Raw genomic sequence first — 17,983 nt, forward strand, 5'->3', positions numbered from 1 at the left:
GGTCAGCCGACGGGTCCGCGTGCGGCCTCGTAGGCAGCACCCACCCGGTACAGGCGATCGTCGGCGAGAGCGGGAGCCATGATCTGCAGGCCGACCGGCATCCCGTCGTCGGCGGACAGTCCGGACGGCACCGACATCGCGCCGATGCCCGCCAGGTTCACCGGCAACGTGCAGAGATCGAACAGGTACATGGCCAGCGGATCGTCGACCTTCTCGCCCAGGTCGAACGCGGTGGTCGGAGTGGTCGGCGACACCAGCACGTCGACCTTCTCGAACGCGTCGGCGAAGTCCCGGGCGATCAGGGTCCGGACCTTCTGCGCCTGTCCGTAATACGCGTCGTAGTAGCCCGACGACAGCGCGTAGGTGCCGATCATGATGCGGCGCTTGACTTCCGGTCCGAAACCCTGGTCGCGGGTCAAGGCCATGACCTCTTCCGCGCTGTGCGTGCCGTCGTCGCCGACCCGGAGGCCATACCGCATGGCGTCGAAACGCGCGAGGTTCGACGACACCTCGGACGGCAGGATCAGGTAGTACGCGCCCAGCGCGTAGGTGAAGTGCGGGCACGACACCTCGACGACCTCGGCGCCGCGGTCGGTGAGCACCTGGAGGGCCGCGCGGAACGAATCCAGTACGCCCGCTTGGTAACCCTCGCCTTGGAGTTCGGTGACCACACCGATCCGCACACCCGAAAGATCTTGCTGCGCACCGAACTCGGCTGCGGCAACCACATCGGGGACCGGCGCGTCGATCGAGGTGGAGTCACGCTTGTCGTGTCCGGCGATCACCGCGTGGAGCAGAGCCGTGTCGAGTACGGTGCGCCCGCACGGCCCACCCTGGTCGAGGGACGACGCGCACGCCACCAGGCCGTAGCGCGACACCGTGCCGTAGGTCGGCTTCACGCCGACCGTCGCGGTCACGGCGGCCGGCTGACGGATCGATCCGCCGGTATCGGTTCCGATGGCCAGCGGCGCCTGATACGACGCGAGTGCTGCCGCGCTGCCGCCGCCGGAGCCTCCCGGGATCTTGTCGGTGTTCCACGGGTTGCGGGTCACCTGATACGCGGAGTTCTCGGTCGAGCTGCCCATCGCGAACTCGTCCATGTTGGTCTTGCCGAGGATCGGGATGCCCGCCGCGCGCAGCCGCTCGGTCACGGCCGCGTCATACGGCGGCACCCACCCTTCCAGGATCTTGGAACCACAGGTGGTCGGTGCGTCGACCGTGGTGAACACGTCTTTCAGTGCGATCGGGACGCCGGCGAGCGGCGAGGGCGCCTCACCCGCCGCGATCGCGTCGTCGGCGGCCTTGGCCGCCACCAGCGCCTCGGCACCGCTGATGTGCAAGAAGGCACCGAGCTGGTCGTCGATCTCGGCGATCCGGTCCAGGTGAGCCTGGGTGACCTCGACCGACGACACCTCGCGGTTGCCGATCTTCTCGGCGAGATCGGCGGCCGAGAGGCCGGTGATCTCCCCGGCGACCCGTGATGTGTCGGTCACTGTTCCTCCCCCAGGATCTGCGGGACCGCGAACCGGTCCTGCTCGACGGCGGGTGCGCCGGACAGTGCCTGCTCGGTGGTCAGGCAGGGCGCCTCGACGTCTGGACGGAGCACATTCGCGAGTGCGGCGGGGTGTGCGGTACCCGGCACGTCGTCGGCCGCCACCTCCGACACCTGGGCGACATGCGCCAGGATCGAATCGAGCTGGGTCGCGTACTGGTCGAGTTCGTCGTCGGTCAGCGCGAGCCGGGACAGCCGAGCCAGATGCGCGACCTCCTCCCGAGAGATCGCCGACCCTGATCCGCTGGACATGCCAGGTCCTTTCGCCGTGTCGTGCGTGGTCTGCCCATCAGCCTATGGGAATGCACCGGGGCGGTGTCGTGGCGGTGGTCAGTCCAGCCATCGATGGAGCCGGCCGTCAGCCATGGCGGCACCAGGTAGACCATCAACGGCGTGTTGACGAGTGTGGCGATCAGCGTCGTGACCGCCGGCGGCGCGTGGCGATGACTGATCAGCAACAGGTTGACGGCCGGGGACAAGGGGAAGGCGCCCAGCCAGACGGTGATCGCCTGCCTCCAGCACGGCGGCGGCGTACCGGATGCCTCACCGCACGCGGGTCGATCGGTGGTGCGACAATGGCGGGCGTGTCTTACCTGCTGCGGGTGTACCTCCAGGACCGGCCGGGCAGTCTCGGATTGCTCGCCGTCCAGCTGGGTTCGGTGGGGGCCGACATCCTCTCGCTCGAGGTCGTGGAACGCGGCGACGGCTATGCCGTCGACGACCTCGTGGTCGAGGTGTCCCCGGGTTCCCTGCCCGACGCCCTGATCACGGCGGCCGAGAAGCTCAAGGGCGTCCGAGTCGACTCCATCAGGCCGTATTCGGGGGTGCTCGACACCCATCGGGAGCTCGAACTGGTCGACCAGGTCGCGACGGTCGGCCGGGATCGTCTGCAGGTTCTCGTCGACAACGCCCCACGCGTGTTGCGCGTCTCCTGGGCCATGGTCGTGACCGATGCCAGTGGCGGCGTCCTGCAATTGTTCGGCAGTTCAGGTGCCCCGGAGACCCCACTGACGCATGTCGACTGGCTGCCACTGCACGACGCCGCGCAGCTCGACGGCGAGGGCGACTGGGTACCCGATGCGTGGAAGGACATGGACACCCGGATGGCCGCAGCCCCACTCGGCAACGGGGACAAGGCGATTCTCCTCGGCCGTATCGGTGGTCCCGATTTCCGACCGTCGGAGGTGGCCCGGCTCGGTTACCTCGCGGGCATCGTCAGCACCGTTCTGCGCGCGGAGAGCTGACGTACAACAGCGATCCCGCCGTCTCGGCCGCCCGACTCAGACCTGGCCGGGATCCCCTGTCTCGAGAAGACGTTTGAAGGCGTCTTCGTCGAGGACCGGAACCCCGAGCTGTTCGGCCTTGGCGGCCTTGCTGCCGGGCGAATCACCCACCACGACGAAGTCGGTTTTCTTGGACACCGACCCCGACGCCTTGCCGCCGCGCACCAGAATCGCCTCCTTGGCGCCGTCGCGCGAGAAATCCTCGAGTGAACCGGTCACCACGACGGTCTTGCCCTCCAGCGTCCGGGCGATCGACTCGTCACGCTCGTCCTCCATGGAAACGCCTGCGGCACGCCATTTCTCGACGACGTCACGGTGCCAGTCGACGGCAAACCAGTCCCGAATGCTCTGCGCCAGCGTTGCGCCGAGTCCCTCGACGTCGGCCAGCTCGTCGGCACTCGCATCCTCGATCGCCTGAAGCGATCCGAACTCGGTGGCGAGCGCACGTGCCGCGGTCGGCCCGACGTGCCGGATGGACAATCCCACCAGGACCCGCCAGAGCGGTACCGTCTTGGCGTTCTCGAGATTCGCGATCAGCCGCTTGCCGTTGGCGGACAGGGCCCCCGCCTTGGTGGTGAAGAGATCGGTCTTCACGAGATCGTCGGCGGTCAGGCCGAACAGGTCGCCCTCGTTGACGATCACACCCGACGTCAGCAGCGCGGTCGCAGCCTCGTAGCCGAGGGCCTCGATGTCGAACGATCCGCGCCCGGCCAGGTGGAACAGTCTCTCACGTAACTGCGCCGGGCAGGATTCCGTGTTGGGACAACGGATGTCGGCGTCGCTGTCCTTCTCCGGCCGGAGCTCGGTCCCACACTCGGGGCAGTGCGTGGGCATGACGAACTCGCGTTCACTCCCGTCGCGGACGTCGACGACCGGACCGAGGACCTCGGGGATCACATCGCCGGCCTTTCGAATGGTGACGGTGTCACCGATCAGCACGCCCTTGCGCTTCACCTCGGACTCGTTGTGCAACGTCGCACGGGCCACCGTGGATCCGGCGACCAGGACCGGCTCCATGAAGGCGAACGGCGTCACACGACCGGTACGCCCGACCCCGACCTTGATGTCGAGGAGCTTGGTGGTCGCCTCCTCGGGCGGGTATTTGTAGGCGATGGCCCATCGCGGGGCACGAGAGGTCGCCCCCAGCCTGCGCTGCAGGGTGACGTCATCGACCTTGACGACGATCCCGTCGATCTCGTGCTCGACGTCGTGGCGGTGTTCACCCCAGTAGGCGATCTTGTCGAGGATCTGCGCCGCGCCGTCCAGTTTGGTGGTGTGGGCGGATACCGGCAGGCCCCATGCGCCGATCGCCAGGTAGGCATCGTGCAGCGATGCCGGTCGCCAGCCCTCGGTGTGCCCGATGCCGTGGCAGATCATCCGTAGCCGACGCCGGGCGGTCACCTGTGGATTCTTCTGGCGGAGCGATCCCGCAGCGGAGTTGCGTGGATTCGCGAACGGCGCCTTGCCGTCGGCGACCAGGGACGCATTGAGCGCCGCGAAGTCCTCCCCACGGAAGAACACCTCCCCGCGAACCTCGAGCACATGAGGGATCGGGAAGTCGTCGGATGCGGTCAGCCGGTTCGGGATGTCCTCGATGGTGCGCGCATTGAGCGTGACGTCCTCCCCCGTCCGGCCGTCGCCACGGGTGACGGCCCGGGTGAGTGCGCCGTCGGTGTAGACGAGGGCCAGTGCGACACCGTCGATCTTGAGTTCGCAGAGGAAGTCGACGCCGCTGCCCGTCTCGGCCTGCACCCGGTCGACCCAGGATCGCATCTCGTCGGAGTCGAAGACGTTGTCGAGGGACAACATCCGCTCGAGATGATCGACCGGTGTGAACGCGGTCGAGAATCCGCCGCCGACGAGCTTGGTCGGCGAGTCGGGGGTCGCCAGTTCCGGATGCGCGTCCTCGAGCTCCTGCAGCGTCCGCAGCAGGCGGTCGAACTCACCGTCGGAGACGATCGGTGCGTCCTTGACGTAATACCGGAACTGGTGATCGCGGATCTCGTCGGCGAGCGCGGTCCACTTCTCGCGCAGGTCGCCGCTCTGATCGGTGGTGCCGACATCTTCTGCCACGACCTGAGCCTATCGGAGCAGACCGACACCTCCGGCCTGCCGACCCGCCCTATCCTGGGTTCATGCCGCACCCGATCATGTTCGACGACGCCGATCCCGTCCTCGCTCGTGTACGGGAGATCGCGCTGGCATTGCCCGACACCACCGAAGTGATCGCCCACGGCCGCCCCACCTTCCGGTGCGGGAAGATGTTCGGCAACTACGGCGGCAGCGACAAGGGCAGCAAGGTACGACACGATCAGTCCATCCTGTTCATCCCCGACGAGGCGGAACGTCCGGCTCTCCTGGACGACCCGCGATTCTTCCTGCCCGCCTACCTGGGAGCGTACGGATGGCTCGGCCTGGTGCTCGAGGAGAAGTCCGACTGGGCTGAGGTCGGCGAACTCCTCGACGCCAGCTACCGACAGATCGCACCCCGGCGATCCATCGCCAAATTGCCGGCGCCCGACTGACCCCGGCGGTCGGGGCCGACACCAATCCGGCTGCGCCCCTTGTAGGTACGACAAATCCGACAAGTCGGCGAGTTGCCCACCGCGCGGTGACCGGGGTCTAGGCTGGGTTCGCAGTCGACCCGGGAGGTTCGGATGTCCACGGCCGCAGCGTCACCGCGCGAACGGCTCACCCCAGACCAGCGCAACTCGTTCGCCGCCGCCTATCTCGGGTGGGCGATGGATGCGTTCGACTACTTCCTGGTGGTGTTGATCTACGCCGACATCGCCAAGGATTTCGACGTGCCGCTGGATCAGATGGCCTTGATCACCACGATGACCCTCATCATGCGGCCGGTCGGCGCGTTCATCTTCGGCCTGTGGGCGGACCGTAAGGGCCGCAAGATCCCACTGATGGCGAACGTCGTGTTCTACAGCTTCGTCGGTTTCCTCTGCGCGTTCGCACCCAACTTCTGGATCCTGATGATCCTGCGAATGCTGTACGGCATCGGCATGGGTGGTGAGTGGGGCCTGGGTGCCGCACTGGCTATGGAGAAGATCCCCGTCTCACGTCGCGGCTTCTTCTCGGGCTTTCTGCAGAGCGGCTACTCGATGGGCTACCTGTGCGCCTCGCTCGCGTTCCTGCTGCTCAACACCTGGTGGGGACTCAGTTGGCGCTGGATGTTCGCCCTCTCGATCATCCCGGCCCTGATCAGCCTGCTCATCCGGGCCAAGGTCGAGGAGTCCGAGGCGTGGCGAGCCACCCGGGAGCGGGTGAAGCAGACCCAGACCTCGGTCCGCGACCTCCTGGCCAATCCGGTGATCTGGCGGCGATTCATCTTCCTGGTGCTGCTGATGACGGCGTTCAACTGGATGAGTCACGGCACCCAGGACATCTACCCGACCTTCCTGAAGGCGACCGAGCACGGCGGAGCGGAACTGGCAAAGAGCACGGCGACCTGGATCGCGGTGATCTACAACGTCGGTGCGATCATCGGTGGCCTCATCGCCGGCGCACTCTCCGAACGCTTCGGCCGCAAGGTGCTCATCGTCGCGTGCGCCCTCCTCGCCCTGCCGATCGTGCCCCTGTTCGCGTATTCCACCACCGCCGGCAGCCTGGCCCTCGGATCGTTCCTGATGCAGGTGATGGTCCAGGGCGCCTGGGGTGTGATCCCGGCCCACCTGACCGAACTGTCACCCGACGAGATCCGTGGGTTCTACCCCGGTGTGACATACCAGTTGGGCAACTGCCTGGCCGCATTCAATCTCCCCATCCAGGAGCGCCTCGCCGAAGGGCACGGCTATCCGTTCGCGCTGTCGGTGACGATCGTGCCGGTCCTGATCGTCGTGATCGTGCTGACGACGCTCGGCAGGGAACGCAAGGGCGTGGTGTTCGGGACCACGCAGACGAGTGTGCAGTCCACCGTCGACGCGGAGTCCGGCTGACGCTCCTCCGGAGGGAGTCGGACTCCCCGACCGGAAGCTACAGGGCCGTCGGATCGGCGGCCAGCAGTTCGCCTGCTGCCGCGCAGAGCCCCAGGGCAGCCTTCGCCCACGCCGGAGTGGCACCTGCCAGACCGCACGTCGGACTGACCATGACGTTGTGCGACAGCACTTTCCGGTCAAGGCCGATTCGGTCGGTGAGCGCCGCGAGGCGCGTGGCGACGATCTCCGCACGGAGTTCCCGATCACCACGGACGGCCGGGACGACACCTGCCACCAGCACGTCGCCACGGTCGATCACCGATCCGATGCCGTCGAGGTCCGTGGTGGTGGGCGAGGTGACGTCGAGCGACCATGCGACGCCCCGGAGTCGTTCGACCAGATCCCAACGCGGCGCCGCGCAACTGTGGATGATCGTAGGACGGCCGATCTGTTCGACCACCCCGTGCAGGGACTCGGCGACGTCTGCCACCGGCACCGCGGGAATGGTGTCGAAACGCGTCAGTGGCGTCACCGCACCATCGATGACCTGGCCGATCATCGGTTCGTCGAGTTGCACGATGACCTCGGCACCGAGCCGTCGGGTCACCTCGCCGACGAGTTCGCGCAGTCCCTCGGCCGTGGAGGCCACCACGTCGTGCCATGCGCCGCGGTCGCGCAACACCTTGTGTCCGGCGCGGAGCTCCACCGACGCCGACAGGGTGAACGGGCCACATGCCTGGATCTTGAACTGTCTTCCGGTCCCGCGGAAACCCGCTCGGTCCCAGAGCTCCTCGACGACATCGAGGTCGGCACGCAGGAAGTCCCGGGAGCGTCGGGAGACCGCCGAGCCGCGAGCCGCGAGCCGGTAGCCCCACGTTCCCGCATCCATCGGCAGATCCACCAGGACCGCCGCCATGCGGCCGACCATGTCCGCACCGGCGCCCCGGTCCGGGAGTTCGGCGAGGTGGGCGAGGTCCAGTTCGCCGTTGACCACCGCAGCGGTCTCGCGCGGATCGGTCCCCGGCATCGAACCGATGCCGGTGCCGACACCGCCGCCGAGGACGCTATTCGGTTGGTTCACGCGTTACGACCGGACGCGACCGGGTCCGGTCGAACGCCCGAGGCCGGATCGGAATCGGTCGCCAGGATGCGCCCCGAGCCCAGCACCAGGTCGCCCTGCTCCGAGTCGGGCAGATAGAGGACCGCGGCCTGTCCCTTGGCGACGCCGGTCAGCGGTGTGCGCAGGGCGATCTCGATCACCGGTCGACCGTCGCGGACGGCGGGGGTCGCGACGACCGGGGCGAGGCCGCCGTGCGCACGGACCTGGACCATCGCCTCGAACGGCCCGTCGGGTGCGGTCCCGGCGGTCCAGACGGGGCGATGTGCGGTGATCGACCAGACGTCGAGACGGGCGGCCGAGCCGACGGTGACCGTCCCCGAGTCCGGGTCGATCTCCGTCACGTAGCGGGGCCTGCCGTCGGAGGCAGGCGCCTCGATCCCCAGCCCCTTGCGCTGCCCGATGGTGAAGCCGTGGACGCCGTCGTGGTCGGCGAGCCGGTCGCCGGTGTCGGCGTCGACCACCGCCCCCGGCCGGATGCCGATGTTCGCGCCGAGGAATGCGCGGGTGTCACCGGTCGGGATGAAGCAGATGTCGTGCGAGTCGGGCTTCTCGGCGACCGCGAGGCCGCGCCGTGCGGCCTCGGCGCGGATCTCCCCCTTGGGGGTGTCACCCACCGGGAACATCGCCCGGGACAGTTGGTCGGCGGTCAGCACCGCGAGCACGTAGGACTGGTCCTTGTCCTCGTCGACGGCACGGCGCAGCTCACCGTCGTCGAGTCGGGCGTAGTGACCGGTCGCGAGGGCATCGAACCCGAGCGCAGCCGCCTTCTGGGCGAGCGCGGAGAACTTGATCTTCTCGTTGCAGGTCAGACACGGATTCGGGGTCTCTCCCGCGGCGTAGGCGTCGACGAACTCATCGATGACGTCGTCCTTGAAGCGATCGGCGAAGTCCCACACATAGAAGGGAATCCCCAGAACGTCCGCGACTCGTCGGGCATCCGACGCGTCCTCTCGGGAGCAACAACCGCGTGAGCCGGTGCGCAACGCCCCGGGGGCGGTCGACAGCGCCAGATGTACCCCGACGACGTCGTGTCCGGCGTCCACCGCACGGGCGGCGGCCACCGACGAGTCGACGCCGCCACTCATCGCTGCCAGTACTCGCATCAGCGTCCCTTTCCTGTCGGTGACGAGACCAGTCCCGCGGCCCGGGCGCGATCGACGACCTGGCCGATCACCTCGGCCACCGCGTCGACATCGGCTGCCGTCGAACTCGGCGCGAGAGAGAAACGCAGGGATCCGCGTGCCGTCGAGACGTCGAGTCCCATGGCCAGCAGGACGTGACTCGCCTGAGCCACCCCAGCGGTGCAGGCGGATCCCGTGGAACACTCGACGCCGTTGGCGTCGAGCAGCATCAAAAGCGAGTCGCCCTCGCATCCGTCGAAGGAGACGTGGACATTTCCGGGCAGTCGCCGCTCGTCGCGGGGCCCGTTGACGGTCGTGTCACCTACGGCGAGCAGGGCGTCGAACAGCCGGTTGCGGAGCGCGACGACGTGCTCGGTGGCAGCAGGCATGTGCTCGACCGACAGTCGCAGCGCGGTCGCCATCCCGACGGCACCGGCCACGTCCTGGGTGCCCGACCGCACGTCGCGCTCATGTCCGCCGCCGTGCAACAGCGGTACACATTCGACGTCGCGGCGCAGAAGCAGCGCGCCGACTCCCTGCGGCCCACCGAATTTGTGCGCGGCCAGACTCAGCGCCGACAGTCCGCTCGACCCGAAATCGACCGGGATGTGGCCGACGGCCTGGATGGCGTCCGAGTGCACGGGGATTCCGAACTCGGCACCGACCGCTGCGATCTCGACGATCGGCTGGATCGTCCCGACCTCGTTGTTGGCCCACATGATCGAGATCAACGCGGTCTCGTCCGCGTGCGCCGCCAATTCGGCGCGCAGCCACGACGACGACACGAAGCCCTCGGCGTCGACCGGTGCGATCACGAGTTCGGCGCCTGCCGCGTCGGCGAGCCAGGTCGCCGGATCGAGAACCGCGTGGTGCTCGACGGCCGACACGATGACCCTGCGCCGCTCCGGATTGTCCCGGCGGCGAGCCGCATAGATGCCCTTGACGGCGAGGTTGTCGGACTCGGTGCCGCCGCCGGTGAAGATCACCTCGGAGGGCCGTGCACCCACCGACGAGGCGATGGACTCCCGCGCCTCTTCGAGTCTGCGACGAGCCCAGCGACCCGAACCGTGCAACGACGACGCGTTGCCCGGCTGCGCGAAGACAGCCGTCATCGCCTCGACGGCGTCGGGAAGCATCGCTGTCGACGCAGCGTGGTCGAGGTAGACCGGGGCTCGAGAAGGCATGGACATGTCGTTGCAAGGATAAACGCGCGAACACCGCCGACCAATTCCCGCGCATCGGACAACGGGGATCACACCGCGATGACCGGCGGTTCCGGTCGCTCAGCTGTCGAGCAGCAGCACCGGTTTGATCGTGGCGCCGGTGAGCGAATCGGTCGCTGCGCGCTCGATCTCGGCGAACGGGTAGACGGTGATCAGGTCATCGAGGGGCAGCTGCCCGGCGGCGTACAGGTCCGCGAGCTCGGGGATGATCTCGTCCGGCACCACGTCGCCTTCGATGACGCCTCGGATCGCCAGCCCTTTGTACAGCACGGACATCACGTCGAACTCGAGGCTGCGACCGATCCCGACCAGCGCGATGTCGCCACGCGGCTCGGCGGCCGCAACGGCCGCGGCGAACACGTCCTGACGAGCGGTGGTGTCGATGGCGTGGTCCGTGCCACGCCCGTGCCGGGCGACCACCTCGGCGGCGAGGTCGTCGGTGGTGGCGGGATCGATGGTCGCGAACGCCCCGAATCTCTCGGCGATGGCCCGACGAGCGGCGATCGGGTCCACCGCCACCACCCGAGCGCCGGCACGAGCCGCGGCCAGCACCGAACACAAGCCGACACTGCCCGCGCCGTACACGGTGAGCGTCGCACCGGGCGCCGGCCGGAGAACCCTGGTCACCGTGCCGTAGCCGGTCTGCACGCCGCAGCCAAGCGGGGCCGCGATGACCGGCGGCAGGGTGTCCGGCACCGGAATCGTGTTGTCCTCGTGGGTGATCGCGTACGTGGCGAAGCTGGACTGACCGAAGAAGCCGCCGAAGACGGGTGCATCGTCACGGGTGAGCGTCGGGGTGCCGTCCGGCCGTCCGGCGGTGTTGAGGCCTGCGGTGCAGTACGCGGGGTGTCCTGCGCGGCATTGCGAACAGGTGCGGCAACTGCGGTAGGTCAGCGACACCGCCTGGCCGGGACGCACGCGCGTGACCCCTGGTCCGACGGCCTCGACCACCCCGGCGCCCTCATGGCCGAACACCTGCGGGCATCGTCGGGTCGACCAGGTCGCGCGCATCCCCAGATCGGTGTGGCAGATGCCGACCGCCCGAATCCGTACGAGCACCTCACCGACGCGCGGTGAATCGATCTCGAGCGGTGTCACCTCGAACGGGCCGCCGGGCACGGAGACCACGGCGGCGTCGATCCGCACCCGTCAGACCCGTTCGAGCAGGAAATACAGGTGGCGACCGTCGACGACGGCGGCCTTGCCGTTCATGATGCCCATGACGGTGTTCTCGTCCACCTTCTTGAAATGGTCGATGACGGCCTGCCCGTCGTAGACCATCGACGCCGTGACCTCACCGCGGAACTCGACCGCCCACAAGCTTGCCTCGCCCTTGCCGAGTTCGGTGTTCGAGAACAGGTCGCCGTTCTCGTCTCGGCACATCAGCGGCTGGACGTCGGAACGCGACGTGAACGTCTTGCCGAACCAGCCTGCCTTGTCCAGCAGGCCGTTGACCGGATGTCCGGTGGTGAACTCGTCTCCCTTCCACGCGCCGAACATCTCCTCGGGGCGCAGGGTTTCCAGAGCGGCCCACACTGCGTCGAGTTCGGCATCGTCGACGAGGCCGGTCACGGACCTGAGTTCGGTGAATCGTGCCCGGGCCTCGGCTCGGGACAGGGCCGGTGCGGAAGTCATGACTCGAACGCCTCCTGGTGATGATCACGATGCCGGGCGGGCGCCCGGCGTAGAGATACAACATATATGAGATATGTTCCAGGGCATCGGGCGGTGGCTGCGGTCAGGCCGTGACCAGGCGCTCGCAACGGGCGGCCAGGGTCCGACGATCGGTGTCGGGCAGCAGCGACTCGTGTACCCGGATGACGACCGTCAGGCCGCGCGCCCGCAGCACCCGACGCAGGGTGTCCACCGGGGTGTCGTCACCGATGAAACTCGGGACGGAGGTGGGCGATCCGTCCATCGCGGTGAACATCAGTCGGATCGGTGTCACCGCGACACCGGCATCGATCGCGGCCTGGAAGAACGCCGGACGGAATCGCCCGGCCTCTCGCCCACACCACGTGGTGCCCTCCGGGAACACCGCGACCGAACGGTCGCGGTGGAGTTCGTCGACCGCGCTGCGAATCGTCGTGGGGAGCTCACGCAGTGAGGCCCGCTCGACCGGGATGATGCCGAGGCGCCGTGCCAGACCCGAGATCACCGGCATCGTCGTCACGTCGGACTTGGCGACGAAATGCGAAGGGCTGACCACTGCGACGGCCAGGATATCCAGGTAGGAGATGTGATTGGCGACGACCAGGCCTCTGGATGTACCGGCGAACGGACGCCGGTCGTCGATGCGGACGCAGACTCCGAGAGCGGCCAGCAGGTGTCTCGCCGCCCGGCTGAGGAACCGCCTGCGCAGCAGCCGCGGGGCGAGCGCCACCACCGGTCCGAACGCGGCGAGGAAACCGACGACCGCCACCAACCGGACCACCCGGACGATCATCACCAGGCGGTTCACGACCGCCGGTGCCTGGTCGCGACAGTGGTCGCCGCACCGACTCGCCGGGTACCACGCGTGGCGTGTGTCCGGTCGGGCCGGCGCGACGACCCGCGCAGTGCTCGGCGCGGGGGCCGATCGCGCCGGGGAAAGCCCCGGCGCGGTCAGCGCGGCCGTCATGCGCGCGCTCCCACCGCGAGCCGGTCGACGCACGACCGCATTCGTTCGAGATATCGGTCGTTCCCGTGTCGCCGGTCGAGCACGGTGACGAAATCCCCCACGTCGAAGGCCGCATCGTGCGCCGGTTCACCGCAGACGCGAGCACCGAGCCGCAGATAACCACGCATCAGTGCGGGCATCACCACCGCATCCGGTGGTCCGATGTCATCGAGGCGCCGCCCGTGGATGCTCACCGGCCGACGCGGATACACCTGCCAGGCGGCCTGATGTCGATCCCGCAGGACGTCACGAACACCGCGCAGCGAGCTCGCTCGCGGACCCGGCCCGCTCAGCGGCACCGACACACAACCCATCAGGTAGCGAAGACCGGATTCGTCGAGGTGCCGCAGGAGTGCCGCCCACATCAGCGCGGTGGTGGTGCCCTGGCGATGACCGGGGGCCACCACGGCGCGACCCATCTCCACGGTGTCCGGGGCGATGCCGGCGAGTTCGTGGACGTCGAACTCAGTGCCGGTGTACCACCCGCCGGCGGCCACGGCGCGTGACGGCGACAGCAGCCGGGCCGACCCGATGATCCCGTCGTCGGCGTGGCGGACCACCAGATGCTCACAGAACTCGTCGAATCGGTCGCCGTCGCGGCCGGTGATCGGGTCACCGATGACGTCGGCGAAGCCTGGTTCCGCCCCGAACACCCGGCAGCGCAACTCCTGGATCTCTACGATGTCGGCGGCATCCTCGGTGAGACCCACGACCACCGGGCCGGCCATCAGGAGGGGACGGGCGACGCCGGTACGGGTCGGGCTGGGCGCGAGTGTCATGCCCTGATGACATCCACCACGGACGACGGGGCGCCAACGGCGGTGTGTCGTGTCGGTGCTGGGCCGGTGAACGTCGGCGACACCGGTTGAACACGGCCCGAAACGGCGATGGCCCCCCGGCGTGTCGACATGACACGGCCCGGGGGGCCATCGCTGAAGTGATCAGGTCACTTGCGCTTCTTGACCTCTTCGGTCAGCTGCGGGGCGACGTTGAACAGGTCGCCCACGATGCCGTAATCGGCGATCTCGAAGATCGGCGCCTCTTCGTCCTTGTTGACGGCGATGATCGTCTTCGAGGTCTGCATGCCCGCGCGGTGCTGGATCGCACCGGAGATGCCGAGTGCGATGTAGAGCTGCGGCGACACGGTCTTGCCGGTCTGACCGACCTGGAACTGGCCCGGGTAGTAGCCGGAGTCCACCGCGGCGCGCGAGGCACCGACGGCAGCGCCGAGCGAGTCGGCGAGTTCCTCGACCACGGAGAACTTGTCCGCGCTGCCGACGCCACGTCCACCGGACACGACGATCGACGCCTCGGTCAGTTCCGGACGGTCGCCGCCGACGTTGGGCTCGACCTTGGTGATCTTCACGACGCCCTCGGCCTGGGCCGGGACCTCGACGTCGACGCGCTCACCTGCGCCGGCCTGCGGGGCCGCCTCGACACCACCCGGACGCACCGAGAAGACCGGGGTGTCGCCCTTGGCCTTGGCGTCGACGGTGAACGCACCGCCGAAGATGGAGTGGATACCCACGCCACCCTCCTGCACGTCGATCACGTCGGCGAGCACGCCCGAACCCAGGCGCACGCCCAGACGACCGGCGATCTCCTTGCCGTCGGCGGTGGCCGCGACCAGGATGCCCGCCGGAGACGCCTGCTCGGCGATCGAGGCCAGGACATCGACCTGCGGGGTGACCAGGTAGCCCGCGGCGTCGTCGGACTCGGCGACGTAGACCTTCTCCGCACCGGCCTCCTTGAGGCCGTCGATGACACCGTCGGCCGATCCCGGCTTGCCCACGACGACCGCCGCGGGGGTGCCGAGGGCACGCGCAGCGGTGATCAGCTCGCTGGTGACCTTCTTGAGGGCGCCTTCGGCGTCCTGCTCCACGAGCACTAGTACTTCAGCCATGTTCTTATCTCCCTGAATGTCTCTTTTATCGCCAGTTGCTCTGAGTGACCGTCCGGACTAGATGATCTTCTGCGACACCAGGTATTCGGCGACCTTGGTGCCGCCGTCACCTTCGTCGGTGACGCGCTCACCGGCGGTCTTCGGCGGCTTCGGATTCGATGCGGTCACCTCGGTGCCTGCGTGCTCGAGACCCACGTCGGTGGCCTCGACGTCGATCTCCGCGAGGGTGACGACCTGAACTTCCTTCTTCTTGGCGGCCATGATGCCCTTGAAGGACGGGAAGCGCGGCTCGTTGATCTTCTCGTTGACACTCACGATCGCCGGCAACTGCGCCTCGATGTGGAAGATGCCGTCGTCGGTCTCGCGCTCACCGGTGAGGGTCTCGCCCTCCAGGGTCAGCTTGCGCAGATGGGTGAGGTGCGGGAGTTCCAGGTATTCGGCGATCATCGCGGGGATCGCGCCGACCCGTCCGTCGGTGGCCTCGTTGCCCGCGATGACCAGCTCGACACCCTCCACCGTGCCGAGGGCGCGCGCCAGGACGTATGCGGTCTGAACCGCATCCGAGCCGTGCAGCTGATCGTCCTTGATGTGGATGGCCTTGTCGGCGCCCATGGACAGGGCCTTGCGGATCGCCTCGGTCGCGCGCTCGGGACCGGCGGTCAGCACGGTCACCTCGCCACCGTCGGCCTCCTTGATCTTCAGGGCCTCTTCGACCGCGCGCTCGTTGATCTCGTCGAGAACGGCGTCAGCGGCTTCGCGATCCAGGGTGAAGTCACCGTCGGTAAGCTTGCGCTCGGACCATGTGTCGGGAACCTGCTTGATCAGAACGACAATGTTTGTCATGGGTCTGCGTCGACCTCCTGCGTCGGTTTCTCCCACCTTACTGCCGAGTAAGTTGGGTTCGGTCTCCCCCACTTTAGCGTTAGCTCGGTAAGCACAAAACATCGACTACCTCACATAACGCGCCGACTGGGGCAACCGACGAATCGTGGCCCACCGCGATACACGCGATGGGCCACGACAGCCGAGGGGTCGCCGGACCCGTCAGACGCCGACCAGCGAGTGCTCGGTCGACCGCTCGTCGGCCTCGATTTCACGGACGAGGGGCAACACACGCTTGCCGAAGTATTCGACTTCCTCCTGGAAGTGCAGGAACCCCGCCAGAATGAGGTCGACGCCACGCTTCCGGTAGGCCACGATGCGCTCGGCGATCTGATCCGGGGTGCCGATCAGTCCGGTGCGGAATCCGTCGTTGTACTGCACGAGATCCTCGAATGAGGAGTCCGCCCACATCCCGGTGTTGGTGGACGTGGAATTACCGGCCTGCCGGACGGCGTCCCGGAACCCCTCGACCGCGGGACGATTCGCTTTCTCCACGATCTCCCGCAAGGTGTCCCGGGCCTCCTTCTCGGTGTCCCGGGCGATGATGAAACCGTTCAGCCCGAACTTCACCTCACGACCGACCTCTCGTGCGGACGCCTGGACGTCGATCAGCTGCTCGGTCACCCCGTCGAAGTCCTTGCCGTTGGAGAAGTACCAGTCCGAGTGCCGACCGCCGTTGCGGCGCGCGGCCAACGAATTCCCGCCCTGGAAGAGCTCCGGGTTCGGGCGGGCCGGGGTGTTCAGCGGCTTGGGCTTGAGCGTGAAGTCATGGATGCGGTAGAAATCGCCCCGGAAATCCACGTTGTCCTCGGTCCAGATCTTGCGCAGGACCTGCAGGAACTCCGCACTTCGCCGATACCGTTCGTCGTGCTCCAGCCATGGTTCGCCGAGGTGGGTGAACTCGTCCTTGAACCAGCCGCTCACCACGTTGACCGCGAAACGACCTCCTGAGAGCTGATCGGCAGTGGCACCGAGCTTCGCGAGCACCGCAGGCTGCCACAGGCCGGGATGGACCGCAGCGATCACCTTCAGGCGCTGGGTCGCCAGGAGCAGCGCAAGACTGAAACTCGTTGATTCATGCTGGAATTCGGCGCCGTAGCTGGCCTCGTAGCGGACCTGGGACAGCGCATACTCGAAGCCGTTCTCCTCGGCCGTCTGCGCCAGCCGCACGTTGTAGTCGTAGTCCCAGCTCGTCCGCTGTTCGATGTCGCTGGTGACGAGTCCGCCGCTCACATTGGGGACCCAGTAGGCGAACGTGATCTCGTCGGAAACCGATTCGGTGGTCATGGCAGTGGTCAATCCTCCTGATTGCGGGCACGACAAGGCCCACACCTGTTGTGTGTCAAGCGAAGTGGAGTTCGCGATGTCGTTCGCGGAGGCACCGGGCCGGCATCCGTCGCCTTGTCTGACCATGTCAGCACCCGGCGGTCGAGCGGGTCAACGATAGGTTCAGGATGAACCAAACGAGCGCCAGGAGTGCGTTGGCCAGGCCGTCCGGGGAGAACACCCTCCGGTCGCCGTGACAGGGGGCACTAGTCTCGTGGGGATGAGCGAGTCACACGAGACCCTCGCGTTGACGGGCGAGCGAACCGTCCCCGGTATCGCCGAGGAGAACTACTGGTTCCGGCGGCACGAGATCGCCTACGCCCACGTCCTCGACCACTGTTCGGGTGCGGACGTACTCGAGGCCGGCTCGGGCGAGGGATACGGGGCGGCGATGCTGGCCGCCAGCGCACGCTCGGTGACCTGCGTCGACTACGACACCAGCGCCGTCGAACACACGCGGCGCAGGTATCCGGAGCTGACCGTCCACCACGGCAATCTGATCGACCTCCCACTCCCCGACCACTCCGTCGACATCGTGGTGAACTTCCAGGTCATCGAGCATCTCTGGGATCAGCCGGCATTCATCGCCGAATGCCGACGCGTCCTGCGCCCGGGTGGGCGGCTGTTCATCTCCACACCGAACCGCATCACCTTCTCCCCCGGTCGCGACACCCCGCTCAACCCGTTCCACACCCGCGAACTCGACGCCGTCGAGATGACCGGCCTGCTCTCCGACGGCGGATTCGACGTGACGACGCTGTCCGGGGTGTACCACGGCCCGCGGCTGGTCGCGCTCGACGAGAAGTGGGGTGGTTCGCTGATCGACGCCCAGATCGAGCGAGCGCTGGCGGGCGAACCGTGGCCTGACGACCTCTCGGGTGACGTCGCGGCGGTCGCCACCGACGACTTCACCGTCCTCGATCCGGCTCGGGACGGTGTCGACATCGACGCCAGCCTCGACCTCTTCGCCGTCGCCGTCCGACCCTGA

17 protein-coding genes are annotated in these 17,983 nt (G+C 67.7%); 4 read left to right on the top strand and 13 right to left on the bottom strand.

Annotated elements, in window-relative coordinates; all coding sequences use genetic code 11:
* Window positions 1-2 precede the first annotated feature (2 nt).
* Window positions 3-1,493 carry an Asp-tRNA(Asn)/Glu-tRNA(Gln) amidotransferase subunit GatA gene (gene gatA / locus IDF66_RS01935; RefSeq protein ID WP_164309064.1) on the bottom strand — a complete coding sequence of 497 codons (1,491 nt, stop codon included), beginning with the start codon at window positions 1,491-1,493 and terminating at the stop codon, window positions 3-5.
* Window positions 1,490-1,804, bottom strand: coding sequence for an Asp-tRNA(Asn)/Glu-tRNA(Gln) amidotransferase subunit GatC (gene gatC / locus IDF66_RS01940; protein WP_164309063.1), 315 nt, complete (start codon window positions 1,802-1,804; stop codon window positions 1,490-1,492). Before gatC ends, gatA begins: the two co-directional genes overlap by 4 nt.
* Before the next feature lie 323 nt (window positions 1,805-2,127).
* Here gatC and IDF66_RS01945 point away from each other — a divergent pair, with 323 nt between their 5' ends.
* Window positions 2,128-2,796 (top strand): ACT domain-containing protein, encoded by a 669-nt coding sequence (locus IDF66_RS01945; RefSeq protein ID WP_190265543.1) that lies wholly within the window; start codon window positions 2,128-2,130, stop codon window positions 2,794-2,796.
* A 36-nt stretch (window positions 2,797-2,832) separates the two neighbouring features.
* Here IDF66_RS01945 and ligA read toward each other — a convergent pair whose 3' ends face one another.
* Window positions 2,833-4,908: an NAD-dependent DNA ligase LigA gene (ligA, locus tag IDF66_RS01950; protein WP_190265544.1), complete on the bottom strand. Its 2,076-nt coding sequence runs from the start codon at window positions 4,906-4,908 to the stop codon at window positions 2,833-2,835.
* A gap of 62 nt (window positions 4,909-4,970) precedes the next feature.
* On the opposite strand from ligA, the gene IDF66_RS01955 reads away from it, so the two are divergent.
* The gene (locus IDF66_RS01955) at window positions 4,971-5,360 is read left to right on the top strand and encodes an MmcQ/YjbR family DNA-binding protein (RefSeq protein ID WP_190265545.1); all 390 of its coding nucleotides are present in this window, start codon (window positions 4,971-4,973) and stop codon (window positions 5,358-5,360) included.
* Between the two features lie 132 nt (window positions 5,361-5,492).
* Window positions 5,493-6,782: an MFS transporter gene (locus tag IDF66_RS01960; protein WP_190265546.1), complete on the top strand. Its 1,290-nt coding sequence runs from the start codon at window positions 5,493-5,495 to the stop codon at window positions 6,780-6,782.
* A gap of 37 nt (window positions 6,783-6,819) precedes the next feature.
* On the opposite strand, the gene IDF66_RS01965 is transcribed toward IDF66_RS01960, so the two are convergent.
* The 10 genes from IDF66_RS01965 to sfnG form a co-directional block, all read right to left on the bottom strand.
* Window positions 6,820-7,842 carry a uroporphyrinogen decarboxylase/cobalamine-independent methonine synthase family protein gene (locus IDF66_RS01965; RefSeq protein WP_317628548.1) on the bottom strand — a complete coding sequence of 341 codons (1,023 nt, stop codon included), beginning with the start codon at window positions 7,840-7,842 and terminating at the stop codon, window positions 6,820-6,822.
* The gene (gene mnmA / locus IDF66_RS01970; protein WP_190265547.1) at window positions 7,839-8,984 is read right to left on the bottom strand and encodes a tRNA 2-thiouridine(34) synthase MnmA; all 1,146 of its coding nucleotides are present in this window, start codon (window positions 8,982-8,984) and stop codon (window positions 7,839-7,841) included. The genes IDF66_RS01965 and mnmA overlap by 4 nt, the downstream gene beginning before the upstream one ends.
* The gene (locus IDF66_RS01975; RefSeq protein ID WP_190266258.1) at window positions 8,984-10,186 is read right to left on the bottom strand and encodes a cysteine desulfurase family protein; all 1,203 of its coding nucleotides are present in this window, start codon (window positions 10,184-10,186) and stop codon (window positions 8,984-8,986) included. Before IDF66_RS01975 ends, mnmA begins: the two co-directional genes overlap by 1 nt.
* 99 nt (window positions 10,187-10,285) lie before the next feature.
* Window positions 10,286-11,371, bottom strand: a complete 1,086-nt coding sequence (locus IDF66_RS01980; RefSeq protein ID WP_190265548.1) for an NAD(P)-dependent alcohol dehydrogenase — start codon at window positions 11,369-11,371, stop codon at window positions 10,286-10,288.
* 3 nt (window positions 11,372-11,374) lie between these two features.
* Entirely contained in the window at window positions 11,375-11,860 is a 486-nt protein-coding gene (locus tag IDF66_RS01985) for a DUF4334 domain-containing protein (RefSeq protein WP_164309054.1), read from the bottom strand.
* A 103-nt stretch (window positions 11,861-11,963) separates the two neighbouring features.
* Complete coding sequence (locus tag IDF66_RS01990; protein WP_317628549.1) at window positions 11,964-12,686, bottom strand: lysophospholipid acyltransferase family protein; 723 nt, start codon at window positions 12,684-12,686, stop codon at window positions 11,964-11,966.
* Between the two features lie 155 nt (window positions 12,687-12,841).
* Window positions 12,842-13,663 (bottom strand): GNAT family N-acetyltransferase, encoded by an 822-nt coding sequence (locus IDF66_RS01995; RefSeq protein WP_190265550.1) that lies wholly within the window; start codon window positions 13,661-13,663, stop codon window positions 12,842-12,844.
* A 167-nt stretch (window positions 13,664-13,830) separates the two neighbouring features.
* Window positions 13,831-14,787, bottom strand: a complete 957-nt coding sequence (locus tag IDF66_RS02000) for an electron transfer flavoprotein subunit alpha/FixB family protein (protein ID WP_164309051.1) — start codon at window positions 14,785-14,787, stop codon at window positions 13,831-13,833.
* A gap of 57 nt (window positions 14,788-14,844) precedes the next feature.
* Window positions 14,845-15,630, bottom strand: coding sequence for an electron transfer flavoprotein subunit beta/FixA family protein (locus IDF66_RS02005; RefSeq protein WP_164309050.1), 786 nt, complete (start codon window positions 15,628-15,630; stop codon window positions 14,845-14,847).
* Between the two features lie 201 nt (window positions 15,631-15,831).
* Entirely contained in the window at window positions 15,832-16,956 is a 1,125-nt protein-coding gene (gene sfnG / locus IDF66_RS02010) for a dimethylsulfone monooxygenase SfnG (protein WP_190265551.1), read from the bottom strand.
* Window positions 16,957-17,215: 259 nt separating this feature from the next.
* On the opposite strand from sfnG, the gene IDF66_RS02015 reads away from it, so the two are divergent.
* Window positions 17,216-17,983 (top strand): class I SAM-dependent methyltransferase, encoded by a 768-nt coding sequence (locus tag IDF66_RS02015; protein ID WP_164309048.1) that lies wholly within the window; start codon window positions 17,216-17,218, stop codon window positions 17,981-17,983.

It is taken from the genome of Gordonia hankookensis (assembly GCF_014673215.1).
Lineage (GTDB): Bacteria > Actinomycetota > Actinomycetes > Mycobacteriales > Mycobacteriaceae > Gordonia > Gordonia hankookensis.